Source organism: Oceanobacillus piezotolerans, from assembly GCF_003665065.1.
Taxonomy (GTDB): Bacteria; Bacillota; Bacilli; order Bacillales; family Amphibacillaceae; genus Oceanobacillus; species Oceanobacillus piezotolerans.
Window position 1 is genome coordinate 1 of sequence record NZ_RCHR01000005.1, and the last position, 21113, is coordinate 21113.

General features: G+C 38.6%; 19 protein-coding genes, 19 tRNA genes and 2 rRNA genes. 34 read left to right on the forward strand and 6 right to left on the reverse strand.

The window, feature by feature from the left end; genetic code table 11:
* The 21 genes from D8M04_RS13810 to D8M04_RS13910 all read left to right on the forward strand — a co-directional run.
* Positions 1-111: ribosomal RNA gene (locus D8M04_RS13810) — 23S ribosomal RNA — on the forward strand; the annotation flags it as partial.
* 62 nt (positions 112-173) lie between these two features.
* Positions 174-286, forward strand: a 5S ribosomal RNA gene (rrf, locus tag D8M04_RS13815).
* Positions 287-393: 107 nt separating this feature from the next.
* Positions 394-468, forward strand: a tRNA-Glu gene (locus D8M04_RS13820).
* A 7-nt stretch (positions 469-475) separates the two neighbouring features.
* Positions 476-551: transfer RNA gene (locus D8M04_RS13825), tRNA-Val, on the forward strand.
* Between the two features lie 2 nt (positions 552-553).
* A tRNA-Asp gene (locus D8M04_RS13830) sits at positions 554-630 on the forward strand.
* Between the two features lie 5 nt (positions 631-635).
* A tRNA-Thr gene (locus D8M04_RS13835) sits at positions 636-711 on the forward strand.
* A 6-nt stretch (positions 712-717) separates the two neighbouring features.
* Positions 718-790, forward strand: a tRNA-Lys gene (locus D8M04_RS13840).
* A 5-nt stretch (positions 791-795) separates the two neighbouring features.
* Positions 796-880, forward strand: a tRNA-Leu gene (locus D8M04_RS13845).
* A gap of 17 nt (positions 881-897) precedes the next feature.
* Positions 898-972 (forward strand) — tRNA-Gly (locus D8M04_RS13850).
* Between the two features lie 8 nt (positions 973-980).
* A tRNA-Leu gene (locus D8M04_RS13855) sits at positions 981-1069 on the forward strand.
* 3 nt (positions 1070-1072) lie between these two features.
* Positions 1073-1149, forward strand: a tRNA-Arg gene (locus D8M04_RS13860).
* Between the two features lie 5 nt (positions 1150-1154).
* Positions 1155-1231 (forward strand) — tRNA-Pro (locus D8M04_RS13865).
* A 6-nt stretch (positions 1232-1237) separates the two neighbouring features.
* A tRNA-Ala gene (locus tag D8M04_RS13870) sits at positions 1238-1310 on the forward strand.
* Between the two features lie 42 nt (positions 1311-1352).
* Positions 1353-1428 (forward strand) — tRNA-His (locus tag D8M04_RS13875).
* A 14-nt stretch (positions 1429-1442) separates the two neighbouring features.
* Positions 1443-1516 (forward strand) — tRNA-Ile (locus tag D8M04_RS13880).
* Positions 1517-1540: 24 nt separating this feature from the next.
* Positions 1541-1633, forward strand: a tRNA-Ser gene (locus tag D8M04_RS13885).
* A 10-nt stretch (positions 1634-1643) separates the two neighbouring features.
* Positions 1644-1719 (forward strand) — tRNA-Phe (locus D8M04_RS13890).
* 26 nt (positions 1720-1745) lie between these two features.
* Positions 1746-1819, forward strand: a tRNA-Gly gene (locus D8M04_RS13895).
* Positions 1820-1829: 10 nt separating this feature from the next.
* Positions 1830-1903, forward strand: a tRNA-Ile gene (locus D8M04_RS13900).
* Between the two features lie 64 nt (positions 1904-1967).
* Positions 1968-2041, forward strand: a tRNA-Arg gene (locus D8M04_RS13905).
* 20 nt (positions 2042-2061) lie between these two features.
* Positions 2062-2136: transfer RNA gene (locus tag D8M04_RS13910), tRNA-Asn, on the forward strand.
* A 317-nt stretch (positions 2137-2453) separates the two neighbouring features.
* On the opposite strand, the gene D8M04_RS13915 is transcribed toward D8M04_RS13910, so the two are convergent.
* From D8M04_RS13915 to D8M04_RS13925, 3 genes are all read right to left on the reverse strand, one after another.
* Positions 2454-2636, reverse strand: a complete 183-nt coding sequence (locus D8M04_RS13915) for a hypothetical protein (protein ID WP_121523999.1) — start codon at positions 2634-2636, stop codon at positions 2454-2456.
* Between the two features lie 228 nt (positions 2637-2864).
* Positions 2865-3956, reverse strand: a complete 1092-nt coding sequence (locus D8M04_RS13920) for a copper resistance D family protein (protein ID WP_121524001.1) — start codon at positions 3954-3956, stop codon at positions 2865-2867.
* The gene (locus D8M04_RS13925) at positions 3957-4550 is read right to left on the reverse strand and encodes a copper resistance CopC family protein (protein ID WP_158595134.1); all 594 of its coding nucleotides are present in this window, start codon (positions 4548-4550) and stop codon (positions 3957-3959) included. It lies immediately after the preceding gene.
* 147 nt (positions 4551-4697) lie between these two features.
* On the opposite strand from D8M04_RS13925, the gene D8M04_RS13930 reads away from it, so the two are divergent.
* Together D8M04_RS13930 and D8M04_RS13935 are read left to right on the forward strand one after the other, a co-directional pair.
* Positions 4698-5570: a sensor histidine kinase gene (locus tag D8M04_RS13930; protein ID WP_246001275.1), complete on the forward strand. Its 873-nt coding sequence runs from the start codon at positions 4698-4700 to the stop codon at positions 5568-5570.
* Positions 5571-6212 carry a response regulator gene (locus tag D8M04_RS13935; protein WP_121524005.1) on the forward strand — a complete coding sequence of 214 codons (642 nt, stop codon included), beginning with the start codon at positions 5571-5573 and terminating at the stop codon, positions 6210-6212.
* Positions 6213-6283: 71 nt separating this feature from the next.
* On the opposite strand, the gene D8M04_RS13940 is transcribed toward D8M04_RS13935, so the two are convergent.
* A complete protein-coding gene (locus tag D8M04_RS13940) occupies positions 6284-6778 on the reverse strand; it encodes a YusW family protein (RefSeq protein ID WP_121524007.1) in 495 nt (164 codons plus the stop codon).
* Positions 6779-7007: 229 nt separating this feature from the next.
* Here D8M04_RS13940 and D8M04_RS13945 point away from each other — a divergent pair, with 229 nt between their 5' ends.
* From D8M04_RS13945 to D8M04_RS13960, 4 genes are all read left to right on the forward strand, one after another.
* Positions 7008-7211 (forward strand): YuzF family protein, encoded by a 204-nt coding sequence (locus tag D8M04_RS13945; RefSeq protein ID WP_121524009.1) that lies wholly within the window; start codon positions 7008-7010, stop codon positions 7209-7211.
* Positions 7212-7277: 66 nt separating this feature from the next.
* Entirely contained in the window at positions 7278-8168 is an 891-nt protein-coding gene (locus tag D8M04_RS13950; protein ID WP_121524011.1) for a manganese catalase family protein, read from the forward strand.
* A 50-nt stretch (positions 8169-8218) separates the two neighbouring features.
* The gene (locus D8M04_RS13955) at positions 8219-8560 is read left to right on the forward strand and encodes a DUF5050 domain-containing protein (protein WP_121524013.1); all 342 of its coding nucleotides are present in this window, start codon (positions 8219-8221) and stop codon (positions 8558-8560) included.
* Between the two features lie 477 nt (positions 8561-9037).
* Complete coding sequence (locus D8M04_RS13960) at positions 9038-10831, forward strand: pyruvate kinase (protein WP_121524015.1); 1794 nt, start codon at positions 9038-9040, stop codon at positions 10829-10831.
* An 87-nt stretch (positions 10832-10918) separates the two neighbouring features.
* On the opposite strand, the gene D8M04_RS13965 is transcribed toward D8M04_RS13960, so the two are convergent.
* A complete protein-coding gene (locus tag D8M04_RS13965; RefSeq protein WP_121524017.1) occupies positions 10919-12109 on the reverse strand; it encodes a coenzyme F420-0:L-glutamate ligase in 1191 nt (396 codons plus the stop codon).
* 128 nt (positions 12110-12237) lie between these two features.
* Between D8M04_RS13965 and D8M04_RS13970 the strand changes: the two genes are divergently transcribed.
* Both D8M04_RS13970 and D8M04_RS13975 read left to right on the forward strand, forming a co-directional pair.
* Complete coding sequence (locus tag D8M04_RS13970) at positions 12238-13137, forward strand: LysR family transcriptional regulator (protein ID WP_121524019.1); 900 nt, start codon at positions 12238-12240, stop codon at positions 13135-13137.
* A gap of 104 nt (positions 13138-13241) precedes the next feature.
* Positions 13242-13739 (forward strand): LURP-one-related/scramblase family protein, encoded by a 498-nt coding sequence (locus D8M04_RS13975; RefSeq protein ID WP_121524021.1) that lies wholly within the window; start codon positions 13242-13244, stop codon positions 13737-13739.
* Positions 13740-13821: 82 nt separating this feature from the next.
* On the opposite strand, the gene D8M04_RS13980 is transcribed toward D8M04_RS13975, so the two are convergent.
* Positions 13822-14145: a nucleoside triphosphate pyrophosphohydrolase gene (locus tag D8M04_RS13980; protein ID WP_121524023.1), complete on the reverse strand. Its 324-nt coding sequence runs from the start codon at positions 14143-14145 to the stop codon at positions 13822-13824.
* A gap of 458 nt (positions 14146-14603) precedes the next feature.
* Here D8M04_RS13980 and D8M04_RS13990 point away from each other — a divergent pair, with 458 nt between their 5' ends.
* The 5 genes from D8M04_RS13990 to D8M04_RS14010 all read left to right on the forward strand — a co-directional run bounded on the left by D8M04_RS13990 (position 14604) and on the right by D8M04_RS14010 (position 20967).
* Positions 14604-15821, forward strand: a complete 1218-nt coding sequence (locus D8M04_RS13990; RefSeq protein ID WP_121524027.1) for an MFS transporter — start codon at positions 14604-14606, stop codon at positions 15819-15821.
* Between the two features lie 2 nt (positions 15822-15823).
* Entirely contained in the window at positions 15824-17203 is a 1380-nt protein-coding gene (locus D8M04_RS13995) for a M20 family metallopeptidase (RefSeq protein WP_121524029.1), read from the forward strand.
* A gap of 226 nt (positions 17204-17429) precedes the next feature.
* A complete protein-coding gene (locus tag D8M04_RS14000) occupies positions 17430-18563 on the forward strand; it encodes a zinc-dependent alcohol dehydrogenase (protein WP_121524031.1) in 1134 nt (377 codons plus the stop codon).
* Between the two features lie 279 nt (positions 18564-18842).
* A complete protein-coding gene (locus tag D8M04_RS14005) occupies positions 18843-19724 on the forward strand; it encodes a DMT family transporter (RefSeq protein ID WP_121524033.1) in 882 nt (293 codons plus the stop codon).
* A gap of 223 nt (positions 19725-19947) precedes the next feature.
* Positions 19948-20967, forward strand: coding sequence for a DUF1646 family protein (locus tag D8M04_RS14010; RefSeq protein WP_121524035.1), 1020 nt, complete (start codon positions 19948-19950; stop codon positions 20965-20967).
* Positions 20968-21113: the final 146 nt, after the last annotated feature.

The window sequence follows — 21113 nt, forward strand, 5'->3', positions numbered from 1 at the left end:
ATCACTTCGAGTGAGTAAGATCCCTCAGAGACGATGAGGTTGATAGGTTCGAGATGGAAGCGTGGTGACACGTGGAGTTGACGGATACTAATCGATCGAGGACTTAACTAACTTCTTTAATCGTTGTTTACTCTTATTTAGTTTTTAGGGTACAAACTCTAATTTCATATTTGTCTGGTAGTGATGGCGGAGAGGCCACACCTGTTCCCATACCGAACACAGAAGTTAAGCTCTCCAGCGCCGATGGTAGTTGGGTTTTCCCTGCGAGAGTAGGACACCGCCAGGCAATTTTTTTGTTTGTGATAGCTTCACAGTACTTAATGATAGAGTATTAGCAGGCAGTCATTGGTCTTAGATATGAAGTCTATCTGTGTATTCGCAAAAAAAATAACTGGCCCGTTGGTCAAGCGGTTAAGACACCGCCCTTTCACGGCGGTAACACGGGTTCGAATCCCGTACGGGTCACCATTATTATGGAGGATTAGCTCAGCTGGGAGAGCACCTGCCTTACAAGCAGGGGGTCGCAGGTTCGAGCCCTGCATCCTCCACCATTGGTCCGGTAGTTCAGTTGGTTAGAATGCCTGCCTGTCACGCAGGAGGTCGCGGGTTCGAGTCCCGTCCGGACCGCCATTTTTGCCGGCCTAGCTCAATTGGTAGAGCAACTGACTTGTAATCAGTAGGTTGGGGGTTCAAGTCCTCTGGCCGGCACCATTTCATGAGCCATTAGCTCAGGCGGTAGAGCAACTGACTTTTAATCAGTGGGTCGAAGGTTCGAGTCCTTCATGGCTCATTTTTGCGGGTGTGGCGGAATTGGCAGACGCGCTAGACTTAGGATCTAGTATCTTCGGATGTGGGGGTTCGACTCCCTTCACCCGCACCATTTATTAATATGCCTATGCGGAAGTAGTTCAGTGGTAGAACACCACCTTGCCAAGGTGGGGGTCGCGGGTTCGAATCCCGTCTTCCGCTCCAAACTCTTTGCCGGGGTGGCGGAACTGGCAGACGCACAGGACTTAAAATCCTGCGGTAGGTGACTACCGTACCGGTTCGATTCCGGTCCTCGGCACCATATGCGCCCGTAGCTCAATTGGATAGAGCGTTTGACTACGGATCAAGAGGTTAGGGGTTCGACTCCTCTCGGGCGCGCCATCTAACGGGAAGTAGCTCAGCTTGGTAGAGCACTTGGTTTGGGACCAAGGGGTCGCAGGTTCAAATCCTGTCTTCCCGACCATTATGTGGGGCCTTAGCTCAGCTGGGAGAGCGCCTGCTTTGCACGCAGGAGGTCAGCGGTTCGATCCCGCTAGGCTCCATCTACATATTTGTTTTACATAGTATATAGTTATTTTATAATGGCGGTCGTGGCGAAGGGGTTAACGCACCGGATTGTGGCTCCGGCATTCGTGGGTTCAATTCCCACCGGTCGCCCCATTTTTCAAAATTAGGGACCCTTAGCTCAGTTGGTTAGAGCTATCGGCTCATAACCGATCGGTCGCAGGTTCGAGTCCTGCAGGGTCCACTTTGAGAACTATTATTATAATTTGGAGGTATACCCAAGTCTGGCTGAAGGGATCGGTCTTGAAAACCGACAGGCGGGTCAAACCGCGCGGGGGTTCGAATCCCTCTACCTCCTCCATATCACATTTGGCTTGGTAGCTCAGTCGGTAGAGCAGAGGACTGAAAATCCTTGTGTCGGCGGTTCGATTCCGTCCCGAGCCACCATCTAATATAGAATTTTTTCATCATTTGCGGGTGTAGTTAAATGGTATAACCTCAGCCTTCCAAGCTGATGTCGTGGGTTCGATTCCCATCACCCGCTCCATTACTAAAATGGGCCTGTAGCTCAGCTGGTTAGAGCGCACGCCTGATAAGCGTGAGGTCGGTGGTTCGAGTCCACTCAGGCCCATTACAAATTGCTTGTTATGAAGTTGTAACCCCCTGCGTGGGTATGGTAATATAATTTTTATGATGCGCCCTTAGCTCAGCAGGATAGAGCAACAGCCTTCTAAGCTGTGGGTCAGAGGTTCGAATCCTCTAGGGCGCGTATATTTTATATTTATTTATTCCACAGTAGCTCAGTGGTAGAGCAATCGGCTGTTAACCGATCGGTCGTAGGTTCGAATCCTACCTGTGGAGCCATTTATTTTACTATTTCAATTAATAATTTGAAATTGGATATAAGCGTTTTTTTCCAGGATTTAAATTAATCATCAACATAGCGCTATTACATACATAATAAAATATAAGTCCCTCTGGGGCTTTTTTATTTTCACAATAACGAGAGTGTACCTTATAGGGAATACCTGGAGGATAAATTGTATACGTATCTTATTTAACTTGCCGCAAAGAAACAATGCTATCTCGCAGTTCCATTAGATATGAAAAAATACACTAGAACAGATTCCGTCAGGGAAACTATAAACTAGTACTTGCTCCAAACAGCGTATATCAACGGACTAGTTAGATATAAATAGAAAAATGATATAACAGACTGCATAGATCCCAAAAAATATTAAAGACTTTTTAATCCCCTTAAAAGTTAATAACACACCTAAACCATGGTTTATTGCATTTCCTATTAATAAGGCTACCCCTATAACTACTGAAAGAAGTGCTACTATTAATAAGATAGCTTCCATTTTCATTTCCTCCTACTATACTAGAACTTAATGATGCTTCTTGTGAAATCCATTTAATCACGTATTACTATCAAACCTTTCTTTTATTATATTATGGAATGTATAAGGATAAGAGAAGAAAATATAAGTCCTGCCAATTACAAATAAATATAGCCTAATTCCCTATATATCCAGGGATTAGGCTTACGGTCATCAAAGCATATTACGATACAGTAATTCAACAATTCCTCAACGAATTACAACAGAAATCATCAACATGACATATATACTCACTACTAATAAGCAGCTCAAGAGAAAAGTGATCATAATCGAAGCTTTTCTATAAATCGATAATATAATTAATCCTACTAATAGTAAGAATAGGAAAAAGAAAAATACGATGTTGATATTTATTACTAAGCTAAGTGAGTTAGCAGAATCTATGATACCACTGTGGAATAGCCTGAATAATGGCGAGATGGCATCATTCGTAATATGGCCGCCCTGTGGTGGAGATTGCTGTGTGAAAATAGCTGTAATTGCAAAAATGGTAAACAGGATAAAGCCCTCTAGGCGAATCCAAGGAATCGGATTAAATATCTCATTTTTTGATATTAGGTATTTTACAACTAAACCATTCAACATGGCATAAAAAATGAGTGGAATCAGGAATAGATGTTTAATTAATAAACCATGCCCATACGAAACCATCCAGGAATCAACATATCCATCTACTAATACATTCGTTAACAGTATACCGCTAAGGGCAGTAGCGGCTAAACAGCCAATGGCGACCTTGGAAAACCAGCTTAAAAATCGAAGCCAGTTATGATGATTGACGGCATACCAGCCAACAATAAATACAATACCAACCCAAATGCTGATTGCTGTTAAATGGATAAAGTGGCCTATAATCCCTGTGGAGGGAACCATTGCGCCTGCGTGGCTTGACCAAGCAATTGTTAAAATCAAGCCCAATGTTAGGAATAAAGCTATAAGAGTATATATACGCTTCTCATTTGCCCTCATTAGGGCAATAACTAATACTAGTAAAATGGAAGCGATAATGGTAAAAATCCAAGCATTCCCAACAGTGTAGGTGGTAATAACAATTTTTAATGCTTCCAATAAGCCTAAGCGGGGAGCGATGAATAATGTAATATCTAGTACAGGAACAAAAGCAAAAATCGGCACCAGTATGGTACTAATAAGTAAGAGATACTTTGGAATTTTTAAGTCAGGGCGATGGCTGTTAGGTACAAGCATAAGAAGAAAACTTCCTGCTAAAATAGAAAAGCAAAGATATAAAAGCAGCTGACTAATAATGACGAATACGTCCATTTATTTTCTCTTTCTTTTATTAAGCAGGAATAAACCAGCAATTATAATGATAACTAGAGTAATCATTATAATGACGAGCATAGAAGACGAACCTTCTTCTGAATTCACTTGCTCGGCTGACTCTGTTGATTCCTCATTCTCAACTGTATCTGTTTCAGAAGGTTGTTCGGTTTCTTCCTCTTCGACTGTTTCTGTTCCAGCTGAATCTTCCGTTTCTTCAACCTGTGCATCAGGTGCATCTGCGTTGACTGTAAAGAAGAATTCACCTTCTAATGGATGACCATCTGCACTTATAATACTCCAACTTACTTGATAATCATCATTTGCAAGAGGCTCAGCAAAAGTGCCTGTCAATGCACCCTCACCAATCATAATATCTTGTGTTTCGACCGCTTGTCCCTCTGTCGTTGTTACTTCTATAAAACTTCCTTGTTCGATTTGACCATTAAATTCCAGAATAATTTCCTGGATAGGCTCTGTTACTACCTCACCATCTGCTGGGTTTGATCCCTGGAAATTGGAATGAGCAAACGCACTATTAGAAAAGCATGTTACTAGTAGTACTGTGATTGCTGTAATAAATATACGTTTCAAAATAATACCTCCTGTTTACATGTCTCAGCAACTGTTAGATATATATAGCTTTCAGTCACCTGTAAAGAATTATAGATCCAATATATATTTAACATAATACCTCTAAAGAGTGATTTTAAAGCAAATTTAATAAAAATAGGTGATTAAATGATAAAATATAGACACATTTCACATGCGAAAAGTGGTGGAGACTTGAAATACAAACAAATTAAATGGCTTATCTTATTTATTCCAACCCTTACTATTGCCTTATGGGAGTACATTCGTCATGAATTTCTCCTTTCGTATATTTCAATGGAAGTAGGTAATTTTCTTTCCCCTATATTTGTCTTTATCGTTACACTTGTCTTTTTGCGGCACTTGTTTTCTATTTTAGAAAGGATGCAAGAAGAGTTAAGGCTTGCAAAGGCTAAGGAAGCAGCTCGTTTGGAGAGGGAAAAGCTGGCAAGGGAGCTGCATGATGGAATTGCTCAATCTCTATTTCTATTATCGGTAAAAATGAATAAATTCGGCAGAAAGAATGCTCTTGAAAACGACCCGGATTTTGAAAAGATTAAGCAAACACTACAGCATGTTCACGAGGATACTCGTCAAGCTATTACTAACTTGAAATACATTCCTCAAGAAGGTTCATTTAGCTGGACGGAATCGATTTATCAGTTTGTAACAGATCTAAAGAATCAGCATTTGATGGATGTTCATTTAGAATGGGAAATACGGGAAAATGCGTTATCATCGAAAGAGAAAGTAGAGCTATTTGCTTGTATTAAAGAGGCCGTTATGAATGTCATTAAACATGCAAAGACAAATAAAGTATGGATTCAGGCTAAGGAAACCAATAATGGATGGATTTGCCGAGTTAAGGATCAAGGAATAGGATTCACAAATGAAGCAGTTTCATCTAATAAGGGTTATGGGTTACAAATTATTAAAGACAGAGCAAGGGATATGGAATGGGAATTTTCATTGAAAAATATAGCTAATGAAACGATTATGGAAATAAAAAAGGAGAGCAAGTAGATGCAGCCTTTTCGAATATTAATTGTAGACGACCATGCACATGCAAGAGAAGCCATTCGAGAAATCTTAGAGGAACACGAAGACTTCCTTATTATTGGAGAGGGGAAGAATGGAGAAGAAGCAATGAAGCTTACGGAAGAATTGATGCCTGACATTATTTTGATGGATATTCAAATGCCAGTAATGGATGGACTGGAAGCTACGAAAAGAATTAAGCTTAAATTCCCCTATGTCAAAATTGTGATGATAACTGTATCGGACGATATTACTGACCTATTCGATGCATTGAAAAAAGGGGCTCAAGGCTATTTAATAAAGAATATTCAATCGGAGGCCTGGGTTGACCATTTAAGAGCCTTTGCCTTGGATGAAGTCCCAATGTCCAAAGAGATTGCCTTTCAGATACTAAAGGAATTTCCGCAAAATAAAGCAGTAACGAAAGAGGAAACTCCTTTATCCTCCAGGGAACTAGAAGTGTTGCAATTGGTAGCTAAAGGTCTGTCCAATAGAGAAATTTCAGAGACCCTTTTCATATCAGAACATACGGTTAAAAGCCATCTTAAAAACATTCTTAGTAAACTTCATTTAGAAAACCGAGTGCAACTCACAAACTATGCTTTTCAACAAGGGTTGATTCATTGACTGGGTTTCTTAGGTGTTTCCTAAGAAAGTCAAAGAGCTGGGAAAACAATGTTTTTCCCAGCTCTTGAAACTTACCTCTGATATGCTTTCTCCGTACCATTGCTGAATTCTATTTCCAGTTCCATATTTTGTGCGTCTTCTGGTATATTAAAAGCCTCTGCAACACTATCTAAAACTTCTTCGTCTGATGTATTTTCATCAAAGTTGAAAGAGGAGAATATTTTATCCAGTTCTTCCATTGCCGCATCATCATTTAAATCTATATCTTGGGATTTATCACGATAGGATGCTTCCATTTTATCATTCTGCTCATTTTCAAAGTCCACATCAAGAGCATCGTTGTTATCTTGGTAATCTGCATCAAGCTCAAACTTCTTAAAACCGTAGTCGGAATTTGTGGTCGTATCTGTATTGGTATTCGTGTTGGTATTGTCCCCATCTGCTTGCTGCTGATTTTCACTTGATTTGTTTTGTGGAGGATTTTCTACTTCGTCATTATCCCCACAGGCAACGAGCACTAAAGATAGAATCATCATACTGCCTATCCAAAGTATTTCTTTCTTCATCCTGCTACAACTCCTTTTTCTCTTGTTAGTTTAGTATTTCCAATATAAAAGTGGAATAAAACAGCATAAAGCCGCAGCGTTTCAGAACTCAATCCAAATTAATCTAATCAGGTTAAAATGCGATTCGGACAGCCCTCACGTCTCAAAGCAAAAATTCAATTAGACAAATACACATCCTCACTTCTTTGCATATACTGCTATGGGCTTCGGAGAAAAGGAGTGTTGAATAATGAATGAAGAATGGAATCTTAGTGATCCATATGTTTATCAAGCCTTAATGGGGTTTGAAAATAAATCCCTTGCTGTTCAAACGACGCGCGGCTCTGTTCGGGGTGTGTTGCGACACGTCATGCCTGATCATGTCGTCATCGAAATGGGTGGGTCACCATTCTATGTTCGTACAGACCAAATCATATGGTTTCATCAAGGGTGAATAGGTCAAGCTCCGTCCAACATATGATGACTATGGCTATTATATACGGATGGAGGCGTAAATCTCATGATGAAACGAGTGAATAAGATCGCCATTGAGTTACCATACCCAGAACATGGTGATATGAACGCTGCTGCAGCTGTACAGGAATTAATGGGAGGCAAATTCGGTGAGATGTCCACCTTAAATAACTATATGTTCCAATCTTTTAATTTCCGTGGTAAAAAAAAGCTAAAGCCCTTCTATGATTTAATCGCAAGTATAACAGCAGAAGAATTTGGTCATGTGGAGTTAGTGGCGAATGCCATCAATCTGCTTTCTATCGGTAATACGGTTCCTGGCGACCCTGACACCGCCCCACTTCAAAATGGAAAAGATGCACGTTATTCGACACACTTTACTACAACAGCACAAACGGCTTTTCCAGGAGACGGGATGGGGAGACCATGGAATGGAACATATGTAAATAATAGTGGAACACTCGTTGAAGACCTCCTAGCTAATTATTTATTGGAAATTGGTGCAAGAAATCATAAAATGCGTGTGTATGAAATGACAACGCATCCTACTGCCTTAGAAATGATTGGCTACTTACTCGTTCGAGGTGGCACACACATCATTGCCTATGCGAAAGCAATCGAGGTAGCCACAGGGGTAGAGGTAGGCAAGATGCTTCCTGTTCCAAGTTTAGATAATAATAAATTTGACTATGCCAAAAAGTTCATGGATCAAGGATTATATAATGTATTGTATACATGGGGAGAATCGGATTACCGCGATATCAACCAGATTTGGAAAGGGGCCAATCCAGAAACAGGTGAAAGGCTAAGAGTAATTGACGGGATGCCTGAGGGCGCCCCTGTACCTGATTTCCCAGAACTTCCAGAGCAATTTGCTCCGGGAATTGACCGTGATGATTATCAGCGTATTTTAAAACGCTTGAAAAGCAATATGTAATCCTCAAAAAGGAGCCATCGCAATGAATTCTCATACGATGGCTTCTTTTAATGTTCAGGCAGATCGTAGAAGGGGATAACCTTTATTTTACTATCTTGGAAGGGGAATCTGGCCTATATCGATATTCATTGCTAGATAAGGAGACCTCACATGTTATTACGGAAGAAATAGATTATTTCAATGTAAAAGGAAATACGATCTATTATTCAACAACCACTGTAGAAGTAGATCGGTCGATATATAAGGTGAACCAAGATGGGGAAGAGAAACAAGATTTAGGAACTGTCATTTACTCCATTAATATTTTTGATGACTATCTCATTGGGGAATATTCAAGACAAGGATTTGTTCAATATATAACAATCAATCGAGAAAATATAATGGATCTATAATTTTTATAAAAGAAACTCATTCCATTCGTTCAAGTGAGGGTGAAGATGGTCTCCTAGTCTATCTTCACTTTTTTAATGGAATTGAAAATTACCGTTTTGTGCATAACCATAACGTAGCTGCTTGCTATTGAGTTTAGTGCAGATTCTTTGTGGTTATAAGAAGGTTCGAAATCTCGTCAACAAATGCTAAGAATCGAATCCTCGAGCCGAGCACCTATCTACTTGTCCCAGGGGGAACGTCACGATAAATAGATGCATAAATTAATAATTGATTATAAAAGAAAAACCAAAGATCAGGAACACTATTTAATTCGAAACTCCGGATATGTCTTTGTATTCTTTGTTTAGTGTTGCTGCTGCCTTTTTTATTGTAGATTTGGCATTAATTGTAGTACTTGCTATAGAGGAATTGCCTATTTCTATCTAGATGATCACATTAAAAAAGCAAAGCGTATTTAACGAAATGGGGTAACCCTTATGGAAAAGTTTACAAATTCCAATAAAAGTGAAAGCGTACATCAACTTATCCGGCTACGAGACGAGATGGACCAATTCTTAATTCATCTTGCTGACAGCCAACATATCGATATGACGGATGGAAGTAAACAAAATTTAGGTGCATTTTTGGCCTTACAAAAGTTTTCAAATCCAGCTCTCCATTCTTATTTAGTGGAAGAAGGTTTTTCATCTATAGACTCTATAAGTCCGCATGTTCTGTATTCGTTAAATAAAATGATTAGCCATTTGTCCTCTAATGGTGTTCAGCAGAATGAAAATTATATTGATCGCAAAAATGCAATATACTTAAAAAACCACAGAAATCAGGAGGTATTAGGGAAATTAGAAGAAGATCCAATTTCCATTATGGTTACTTTAGATAAAACGATGTTGAAAAAGCCAGCAATCTTTAAAGAATTACTAAGGGCTGGAATGACAATTGCCCGAATAAATTTAGCTCGTGATTATTCTGTTTGGAAAAAGCTAATTGAAAACATTCGAGCTGCAGAAAAAGAGTTAGGTCTAGATCCGAATAGAAAGTGCAAGATATACATGGATCTTCCAGGGCCTAAAATTCGTGTGAATGATTTTAAGAAAATCACCGTTCCGTTGAAAATCAATACGGAAAAAACCTCCCCAATTGGTTATTTAGTGAGTAATAATAGCAAAGACAGTCTTAAATCAGATTACTTTCAAATAAACATCAATATAGATGAATTTACCAACTTTGCTACCGGGCAAATCATCCCTTTTATTGATTCCAATGGAGCAAAAAGGAATTTTACAGTACGGGAAATAATAAGTTCCACATGCCTAAAGGTAGAATTAAATAAATCGGCAATCTTAAATGAGGAAACGATTATAGAGCTGAGCCAAGAAAATAAGTGCAAACTAACGAATCTATTGGAAAGGAAAGTTACAATTAAGGTTAAAAAAGGAGATATTTTACGAATTTATAAAAGCCAGCATTATCTTGGGAAACCAAGAAGTAAGGGAGAGCCGGCCTCTATTGGAATTACCATACCAGAAGCATTAAGAGATGTTAGAGTTAGAGACAAGGTCTTTATAGATGATGGCAATATCTGTGCGGTTGTATTGGGAATTACAGATGAATACGTGGAGGTGGAGATTACACTTACTAGAAATAAGAGAGAAGAGATTAAACCTGATAAAGGGCTTAATTTTCCAGATTCATTAGTTTACTTAAATGTTCCAGCTATTACAGAAACGGATATTAAAATTTTGCCGGAAATTATCCCTTTTGTTGATTTAATTGGGATTTCTTTTATTCATCAGCCAAATGATATTGTAATATTAAAGGGCTATTTGGATCAACATTCAGGGAGGAAGATCGGTGTCATCGCCAAAATAGAAACAAAGTATGCACTTTTGTCTTTATCCCGAATTATTCTTGAAGGCTTAAATCTGGATTTGTTTGGAGTAATGATTGCTAGAGGAGATTTGGCTATTGAAATAGGCTACGAGCAATTGGCAAAGGCACAAGAAGGAATCTTGGAGATTTGCCGGGCTGCTCATGTTCCTGTAATTTGGGCAACTAGTATCCTCCACAACATGAATAAGAAAGGAATACCACTAAGGGCTGAGCTAACCGATGCATATATGGGCTTAAGGGCGGACTGTATCATGATGAATAAAGGTCCTTATGTCTCCAATTCCGTAAAATTACTCCAACATCTTGACCATATCAATAAAGACCCGTTACTAGAGTTTAGAAATTCAGTATTATCTTTTGCTCAAATTGGTTTTGAATAAAGAGATTAAAACAAAAAAAACGCGTGGATAATAATAATCCAAGCGTTTTTATGCTTTTTACGATAGTAAAACTTATAATTAATTACATTACTTCGTATAATTATCAAAATACCCCTGAATATAAATCATCGGCGTTCCTTTATCCCCACTTCCAGAAGTTAAATCAGATAAAGATCCAATTAGATCAGTAAGTCTGCGCGGTGTTGTACCTTGAGCTTCCATGGCACCAACCAGATCTTCATTTTTATTCTGGATATATTCAGAAATAGCTTCTTTTAACTCTTCTCCACGCAAATGAGAGAAGTTGTTATCTGCTAAATATTTTAATTTTACTTCATTAGGTGTACCATCTAATCCTGCTGTATAAGCAGGAGATACAACTGGGTCTGCCAGTTCCCATATTTTCCCTACTGGGTCTTTAAAGGCACCATCGCCATAAACCATTACTTCAACGGTCTTGCCGGTTACTTCTTTTAATTTAGCTTGAATACCATCCACGATTGGCTGGCAGTTATTGGGGAATAATTTAACACTTTCCTCTGTTGCCTTATTGGAGCCAAGTAGACCGTAGTCTTCATTGAAGCCACTGCCATTGATTGATTCTTTAAGAATGTCATCAAGTCCGTATACTGTTTCAGCACCATGGTTTGTCAGGATGCGTTTTGTTCTGAAACGGGAATGGATATCACAAGCCAATACATGCTTGGTATAGTCTAAGATAGTTTTCGCATTGTTGGAGAAGATAACTTCACAAGTAGCACCTTCTGCTTCAATTAACCCTTTATAGTATTCGATATAATCTACACCAGTAAATGGATGCTTTTTATATCCAAAGTGCGTACGGAAATCACTTTCAGATAATACATCCGCCCATGGATTAATCCCTTTCACATCTAATTCGTCGATGTCCACAAGATGATTACCTACTTCATCAGCTGGATAGCTCAGCATTAAGACAATGCGCTTTGTTCCTCTTGCAATTCCTCGCAGACAGTTTGCAAACCGGTTGCGGCTAAGGATGGGAAAAACTACTCCAACTGTTTCGTCAGCAAATTTTGCTTTGATATCAGCTGCAATGTCATCAATGGTTGCATAGTTTCCTTGTGCACGTGCTACGACAGATTCTGTTATTGTAACGATGTCTTGGTCTTCAATGGAATATCCTTCTACTTTTGCAGATTGTAATACCGTATTTACTACAATTTCTTCAATATTATCGCCAGTGTTAATGATTGGTCCGCGAAGCCCGCGTACTACTGTTCCGACTACTCTTTCCAATGTGATCTCTCCTCTTATTGGACTTAACCTCTAATGGGTATATTATTTGTAGTTACTATGATACTATAACTTATAGTTTGATATAAGTAAAATTAATATTAATAATATATGCTATAAGGGTGGTTAATATGATAGGGAAATTGGATTCATATCGCATCTTCCATGCAGTGAGCCGAAATAACAGTTTTTCCAAAGCAGCACAGGAATTGTATATGACGCAATCTGCTGTCAGCCAGGCCATTTCGAAGCTGGAGAAGGAATTAGGCATCCAGCTTTTTAATCGAACATCAAAAGGCGTCGAACTAACCACGGAGGGGAATCTTCTAAATGAACATGTTAAGTCCGCGCTAGGAATGATTCAAGTTGCAGAAGATAAATTATCAGAGTTTAAAACATTAAAGACCGGTCAATTGCGCATTGGGGTTGGGGATACCATCTCACGCTACTTTTTGTTGCCTTATCTGGAGGAGTTTCACCAAACGTATCCTGGAATCAACTTAAATATTTTAAATAGAACGACATCCGAAATCATCAATCTCATAAAATCCGGAAAAGCAGATGTCGGAATATGCAATCTGCCTATCCATGACGAGGGGTTAGAAGTTATCCCATGTAAAGAAATTCAAGATACATTTGTCTGTGGTAAGAAATATAAAGAACTAAGTAAAAAACCAATTAGCTTAGAGCAATTAATGAAGCTGCCGTTAATTTTCTTAGAGAGGAAATCTAATTCCCGAATGTTTGTAGAAAGGTTTTTGAAGAAAAGGGGCTACCAAGTATCACCTGTATTTGAACTCGGTTCCTATGATCTTGTTTTGGAGTTTACTAAGATCAATTTAGGCATTTCTTGTGTGATCAAAGAATTTGCGAAGGATTACTTAGATAGAGGCGATTTATACGAAGTAAGGCTGGAGGAGGAAATTCCGAAAAGAAGCATTGGGATCTGCTATTTAAAGGATGTTCCGTTATCACAAGCCGCGAGAAAGTTTGTAGGAAGTATAAACGAAAGTGAAGGGTTTGGAGACTAACTCCGTTGGTTGAGGTATATCATTTTGAATGAGGTTTTACTTTAATTTAATATCCATCTTTTCTAGTCTCTATTATAATGAAGTAAACGTTAAGGAGGTATAATATGAAACAACTTTATTTAAAGCAAAAGGTATTCAGTTTAAGTGGCAAATTTACGGTTAAGGATAAGGATGAGAAGGATGTATATTATGTCGAGGGAAGTTTTATGCGGATTCCAAAAACGTTCACTATTATGAATACAGCAGGAGATAAAGTTGCCCTTATTACTAAAAAGATGTTCAGCTTTTTACCTAAGTTTTTGGTTGAGGTAAACGGTCAAGACGTGTTAACGATTAAGAAGGAATTATCCTTCCTGAAGGCTCGTTATACGATAGATGCGGCAGGTATGGAAGTACATGGAAATTGGTGGGATATGGATTTCCAAGTTTACCAAGATGGCGAAAACGTCGGGGAAGTGAGCAAAGAGTGGCTCTCTTGGGGCGATAGCTACAAGATTCAAGTATTAAAGGAAGAGATGGAGACAGTCATGATTGCACTAGTAGTTGCCATTGATTGTGTGAAGGCGGATCAAGCGGCTGCTTCCTCGGTAATGCCGGATTAATTTAAGTAGAACAGCATCTTCCCTAATATATCCGTACGAACGGCTTCCTGGATTATCTCCAGATAATCGCTTTGAAATTCCCTCATTCCTCTACCTCGATTAAAAAGACTTTTTCATGAAAGCTACCTCGTTTGTTTGCTTTACTGGAGCGAATTTGTTCTAGTTCTTCAATGGAAGCCCGATGTACACGAGATAGAGAGTGAATGACCTCCAAGATATCTGCTAGTTCTTCTAAACCCTCTTGATTCGTTGAAGCACTCTGATATTCTTCTACTTCTTCTCTTAATTTTTTCTTTAGTTCAAGGATGTAGCGATCCTGTTGAAGTATTTCTACTTTTGCCTTTTTACCATTGCTTTTGATGATTTCTGGAATTCCGTCCCTTACAAGCTTATTGTATTTTGGCATTTAAGTGCACCTCTTTTTCTTTATATTTTATATTATCGAAGAAAAGTAAGAAATGTTTATGTTTAATAAACGACATTGATCAGAATTTCCAACGAAAATCATTCATTGTATAATAAAAAATCTTATTAAAAGGTCCCGTTAGACTGGAAATTAGGACTGGTGAATAGTCAGATACATCGACCAATCATGTGAAAAATTGAACTTAAGGCAAGGTTTCCAAGCATATGCTGCTCAAATTGGAGCCTTGTCTTTTTGTTTTACATCTTTTCCGTTTGTAAAAAACTGGGGTAAATGGCAATTTGTTATTTCATCTTCCGTTGATTTTGGTGAAATAATACAAAAGGAAAACATTCTTTCTGATATGGTATTTGCTTATATTTCAAGAACACAGTCTGAGCAGGGATTTGGACAAATATTTTATTTAGTGAACTCCATAATTTAACGATAGGAGGGCTTTTATGACAGAAAAGACTCTGGAGAAAAATGCTCGTAAAACATTAGTAATTTTACTATTTTTAGGCTGGGCGCTAGGTAACCTGGACCGTTATCTTATTAATTATGCAGTAGTCTATATTGGCGATGATCTTTCTCTGACAGGCACCCAAACTGGTTTAATCCTGAGTTCCTTTTTCCTAGGGTATGCTCTTATGCAGCTGCCTGGGGGGCTTTTAGCTGATAAATTTGGTGCAAGACGAGTTTTACTGGTATCTGTTATTGTTTGGTCGATTTTTACCGGTTTAACGGCGGTTGCTTTAACATTGGGTGTTATGTTAATCGTTCGTTTCCTATTCGGAATTGGCGAAGGCGGATTTCAACCCTCTGCTTCAAAGATTATCTCAACTTCATTCCCACAAAATGAGCGTAGCAGAGTAATGTCTATCATGCTTTCCTCTTCAGGGATTATGGCAATGCTTGTACCAATTATTTCTGCTGCACTATTAGTTACCATTGGCTGGCGTGCGATTTTTTTTATTGCAGGTCTATTGGGAGTGATAATTGCATTTCTTTATTGGAAGTATGTACCAAAGGATAAGGTACAACAATCGGACGAGGAAAGGCCACAGATAAAAGGGATATTAGGGAAATTACTTAGAATGCCATTTATGTGGAGTCTAGTTATCGGCTACTTTACCATTTATGCAGTAAACTGGGGCTTAAATACTTGGATTCCAACCTATTTATCAGATGCGCGTGGGCTTGATATTCTATCCATTGGATGGGTACAAATCATTCCTGGTGTGATTACTATTGTAGCTATGTTAGGTGCTGGTTATATAATCGATAAAATAGATTTAACGGTAAATAAAATTATCGGTGCTTTGTGTGCTTTGCTTTTAGGTGGATTTTTGTTTTTGATGTTTAATGCCGAATCCATCACATTATTTATCACCTATCAGTGTATCGTTATGTTTCTGGCGACTTATGTTATGTTGCTGCTGCCTTCGTTCATATTAAAAAGAATTCCTCCAGAATATGCAGGAACAGCGATGGGAATGGCGAATACTGGAGGCCAACTAGCAGGGTTTGTAACACCTACTTTAATTGGTTTGATGGTAGATGCATTTAATGGTTCCTATAATGCTGCTGTATGGATGTTAATGGTAATCTCGATTGTTTGTGTGGGCTCCATTCTAACTATATCCTTGAAAGACCAATATTCTGAAAAGGGGATTTAACATTGGGCCGGTTTAATGTGACAGAACTTCTTCAAAATAAGCAAAATACATTTACAGCTATAAGTGATAAAATTTGGGAAAACCCGGAATTGCACTTTCAAGAAAAGTATGCTGTTTCTGTCCTGGAAGAAGCATTACTTGCAGAAGGATTTACGGTTAAAAAGAATGTAGCAAATCTTGAGACAGCAATTATGGGGATCTTTGGCAATGGACCAACTGTCATTGCATTTTTAGGGGAATACGACGCTCTGCCGTTCTTAAGTCAAGAAGGTGGAAAAGCAGAATTTTCCCCTATTAAAGAGAATGGTAATGGCCATGGATGTGGACATAATTTACTTGGTACAGGTGCCTTTGCAGCTGCGGTCGCTGCAAAGGAATACATTGAAAAAACAAATGCACCATTTACCATTCGCTTTTATGGCTGTCCAGCAGAAGAAAATGGCTCAGGTAAAGCATATATGGCAAAGCATGGTGTATTTGATGATGTAGATATGGCTATTACATGGCATCCAATGAATCACAATACAACAATGAATTTGACTTCCCTAGCAAACTACGCGGCAACCTTTAAATTTACAGGGAAAAGCGCTCATGCAGCAGCTGCTCCGCACTTAGGTCGAAGCGGGTTGGATGCAGTGGAACTAATGAATGTTGGGGTAAACTATCTTCGTGAACATATTATTCAAGACGCCCGGATCCATTATGCAGTACTCCATACTGGTGGTACATCGCCAAACGTGGTACAGCCATATGCTGAAGTTACTTATCTCATTCGCGCCCCAAAGAAGCAACAAGTTGTAGATATTCATAAGCGTGTGCGAAAGATTGCCCAAGGTGCGGCATTGATGACTGAAACGACATTTGAGGAACAATTTGTTGGTGCTGCATCTGATTTAATTCCAAATACAACGCTTGCCAAAATAATGCAGCAGCAATTTGACGAGGCACACCCACTACAGTTTAGTGAAGAAGACTTAGCATTTGCTGAGCAAATTTATCAATCATTAGATGAGGAAAGTAAAAATATACCCAATGAAGAAAAGAAATTATTAGGGGGCAAGAAGTTGCGTGAGTTTATTTCACCATTATCTCCAGAATCGATTTTGTATGGCTCGACAGATGTTGGTGATGTTAGCTGGAAGACGCCAACAGTGCAATGTACAACTGCGTGTTGGGTAATTGGGACCCCAGCCCATACATGGCAGGCAGTAGCTGTAGGCAATACGCCGATAGGCCACAAGGGAATGCTCTATGCAGCAGAAATTATGGCACGTACTGCGATTACTTGTATGGAGAATCCATCGATAATTAAAGAAGCAAAACAAGAGTTTACGACTCGCTTGAAGGGTGAAGTGTACACTTCCTTAATTCCTGAGAAATAGAGAAAAGAGATGTCCATTACTGGGACATCTCTTTTCTGATTTTAGAATAGCGTTTTATGAACGAAATACTAAATCGATTATACTTTTTGTGATTCATTAAAGTCTCGAAAATCCTAATGTATAAAACCAGTAAAGTTAAGGGGGATTGAGTCAGAGGTTTTAAGTTTAGCTGTAAGAAATTTGGGGGAGACACCTAATAAATAATTATAAAAAGGATGTGAATATAGTGAAGGCTGTAACGTTTCAAGGGAAAGAAGCGATGGAAACTAAAAAGGTTGATGACCCTCGAATTCAGGAAAATAATGATATGATTGTACGAATTACAGCTAGTGGGATTTGTGGATCGGATCTCCACTTATACCATGGTGGAATTGTCCCGGAACAGGATTACGTGGTTGGCCATGAACCAATGGGGATAGTAGAGGAAGTCGGTCCAAATGTAAAAAATCTCAAAAAAGGAGACCGTGTCGTAATCCCTTTTAATGTCGGGTGTGGAGACTGCTTCTTCTGTAATAATCAGATGGAGAGTCAATGTGACAATTCCAATCCACATGGTGAACCTGGTGGTTTATTTGGATTTGCCGGAGATTTTGGGAATTATCCTGGTGGTCAAGCAGAATATTTACGGGTTCCTTATGCAGATTTTTCATCTTTTAAAGTTCCAGAGTCAAGTGAATTGGATGATGAACAGCTACTATTCTTATCGGATGTCATCCCTACCTCATATTGGAGTGTAGAAAATGCAGGTGTTAAAAAAGGGGACACGGTCATCGTTTTAGGAAGTGGTCCTATCGGTCTAATGACTCAAAAATTTGCTTGGCTCAAAGGAGCAAAGCGTGTCATTACCGTTGATCAAGTAGAGCACCGATTGGAACATGCTAAAAAAACAAATAACGTTGAAACCTATAATTTTAAAGAGAATGAAAAAATCGGTGAGCTCTTACATGAGGAAACAAAGGGGGGAGCAGATGTCGTCATAGACTGTGTTGGAATGGATGGTACCGTCCCACCAAACACAAAATTCGGATCAGAAGGCGATAATCAATTCGGAACCATCAGCCCAATTATAACCGCATCAAAAGCTGTACGGAAATTCGGAACGGTCCAAATAACCGGTGTTTATGGTACAGAGGCAAATAACTTCCCAATCGGAGACTTTTTCACACGGAATGTTTCTTTGAAAATGGGACAAGCTCCTGTCATTCATATCATGCCAAAACTTTACGACATGATTGAGAACAACGAATTTGACCCAACAGATATTATCACACATCGCGTAGGTTTAGATGAAGCTGCAAAGGCTTATGATATTTTTGACAAGAAAGAAGAAGGATCCATAAAGGTGATTTTCAAGCCATAAAGGACTTTGTAGTTGTGGCAGTAAATGCAACTTAAACTACCTGCTTCCATTTTAAATTTGGAAGTGGGTTTTTTATATTATAAATAATAGAAACATAATTTAATTACTTCATTCACCCGGGTGATTAGTTTTGCTATGGAGCAATCCTACCCCCTGCCATTTCATACATTACCTATGAATAGCCTGTGAGTTTTCGAGGGAAATCATGGATATTTGTAAGCTTCCTGTCTAATTGCTAAAATAAGTTATTACATCATGAAGATAGAAAGGATTAATTCCATGCTAAAAACCTATCTATGGCTGACATTTTGTGTAACGGTCTGGGGAAGCAATTTTGTTTTTGGAAAAATGCTTTTAAATGACTTTTCACCAGCAGCCTTAACATCACTCAGATTATTATTTATTGTTATTTTCCTGTTTATATTTATATTTTCAAGACACGGACTACAGAAAATTTCGCTAGGTGATTGGGGCTGGATTTTCTTGCTCGGTGTAGTAGGAGTATTTATCAACCAATGGTCCTTCTTTGAAGGGCTGGTTACTGCTGATTCCACTACTTCAGCATTGATCATTGCTACAGCTCCAATTATGACGGGCATTCTTGCCGCAGTTTTTTTAAAGGAAACATTTACCATCCGAATGCTTCTTGGTTCCATTATTGCGATTACAGGTATTTATTTTGTTGCAACCGAGGGAGGAAAGACGCTTCAATTTGACCGTGGTCTATTATGGATTGTCGTTACAATGGTGACATTTGCCATTATGATTATTATTACTCGGATTTTATCCCAGCGTATAATCCCTATTGTCACAACTTTTTACTCTAACGTTATCGGTTTCATTATATCTGTGCCGGCCGCTATTGTGATGGACGACCCTGTGAGAGTAAGTGAAGACTGGCAGGGGTGGGGCCTCCTGATTGTAACAGCTATCGTTGTTCACGGTTTGGCGAACCTTATCTGGAACCATTATATTCGCTATGCAGAAGCCTCAAAGGCATCGATCTTATCTAATTTAGAACCATTTGTCGCTATGGCTATGGGTGTTCTCCTTCTGCATAAACCGATTACTCTCCCGGAAATGGCAGGATCGCTATTAATTGTAGGTGGTGTGATATTTGCGAACTATCAGCATCGAAAACGCTCCATGTCGCATTCCTAATGTGTTACCATCATTTATCGCAAGTTAAATGACTAGTAACCTTATGCTGCTAATACCTATGAGGCAGCGAGGGATGCCCAATAAGTGAAATTTCACTTTATGAAATTAAATTAAATTTTGCCATTATTTCATTGTATAGTTTATACTAAATAGTGAAAAGTAGAATTACTTTTTTTACATATAAATAGAGAAAGTTAGATAAGGTATAAAGAGGAGGAGAAAAATGGTCGCAGGTTTGATTATCATATTATTATTAGTATTATTTTTGCCATTCTTGTTGAAGCCTATTGAACATAATTTAGAGGCCTTCTTATTCGTAATGGGTCTGTTGGCTGCGATTGTTAGCGGCGTTTTAAATACGGAATTATTCATTACGGCACTGGAAGACCCTATCGTCATTACATTAGCTGTCCTTATTGCAGGGTTGCTATTTAAATGGTTGAAAACCCCAATAGAGGGAGCGATCCTCAATGTCAGCCAAAAGATGGATATGCGTTTATTCCTGGCATTAATTATTATCGTCCTTGGTCTAATATCAAGTGTCATTACCGCTATTATTGCAGCAATCGTCCTTGTATCTGTAATCAGCGTGCTGAAATTAGATAGAAAAACGGAAATTTATGCGGTTATCTTCGCGTGTTATTCCATTGGACTTGGAGCTGTATTGACACCAATTGGTGAACCATTATCAACCATTGCTACAAATAAGTTGAATGAAGAGTTCTTTTATTTATTTAAATTAATTGGTGCTGAAGTTATTGTTTCCGTTCTAATCATAGGAATTATCTCTTACTTTGTGCTAAAGCCGAAAAAAGTAGAAAAAGGGTTAGGGAACAGTGGCAATGAGGCCGAGAGTTACGGGGAAATTGTTATTCGTTCCTTTAAAATATATTTATTTGTTATGGGCCTAACTCTGCTTGGAGCGGGCTATGAGCCACTTGTTAACCAATATTTACTGGATTTACAGCCGGGCGCATTATATTGGATTAATATTATTTCTGCTACATTGGATAATGCTACTTTAGCTGCTGCAGAAATCAGTCCTGCAATGAGTGCGGAAACCATCCGATTCTTACTATTAGGGCTTATTATTAGTGGTGGAATGCTTATACCAGGAAATATCCCAAATATTATCGCTGCAAATAAACTTGGAATAACAAGTAAAGAATGGGCTAAGATGGGGGTACCTTTTGGTTTAATCGTTATGGTTCTCTTCTTTATATATTTGTTGATATTTAGTTAGGAGAAATAAGAAAAAGTGAAGAAAACTTCACTTTAAACGCTCAGAAATGGGCGTTTTTTTGCTTTAACATTAAAATATGGAATGTGCGGAGAAGATACTTTGAGAAGAAATGAAATGACCAAAGTAATCCAATATGGGGGGCGGTC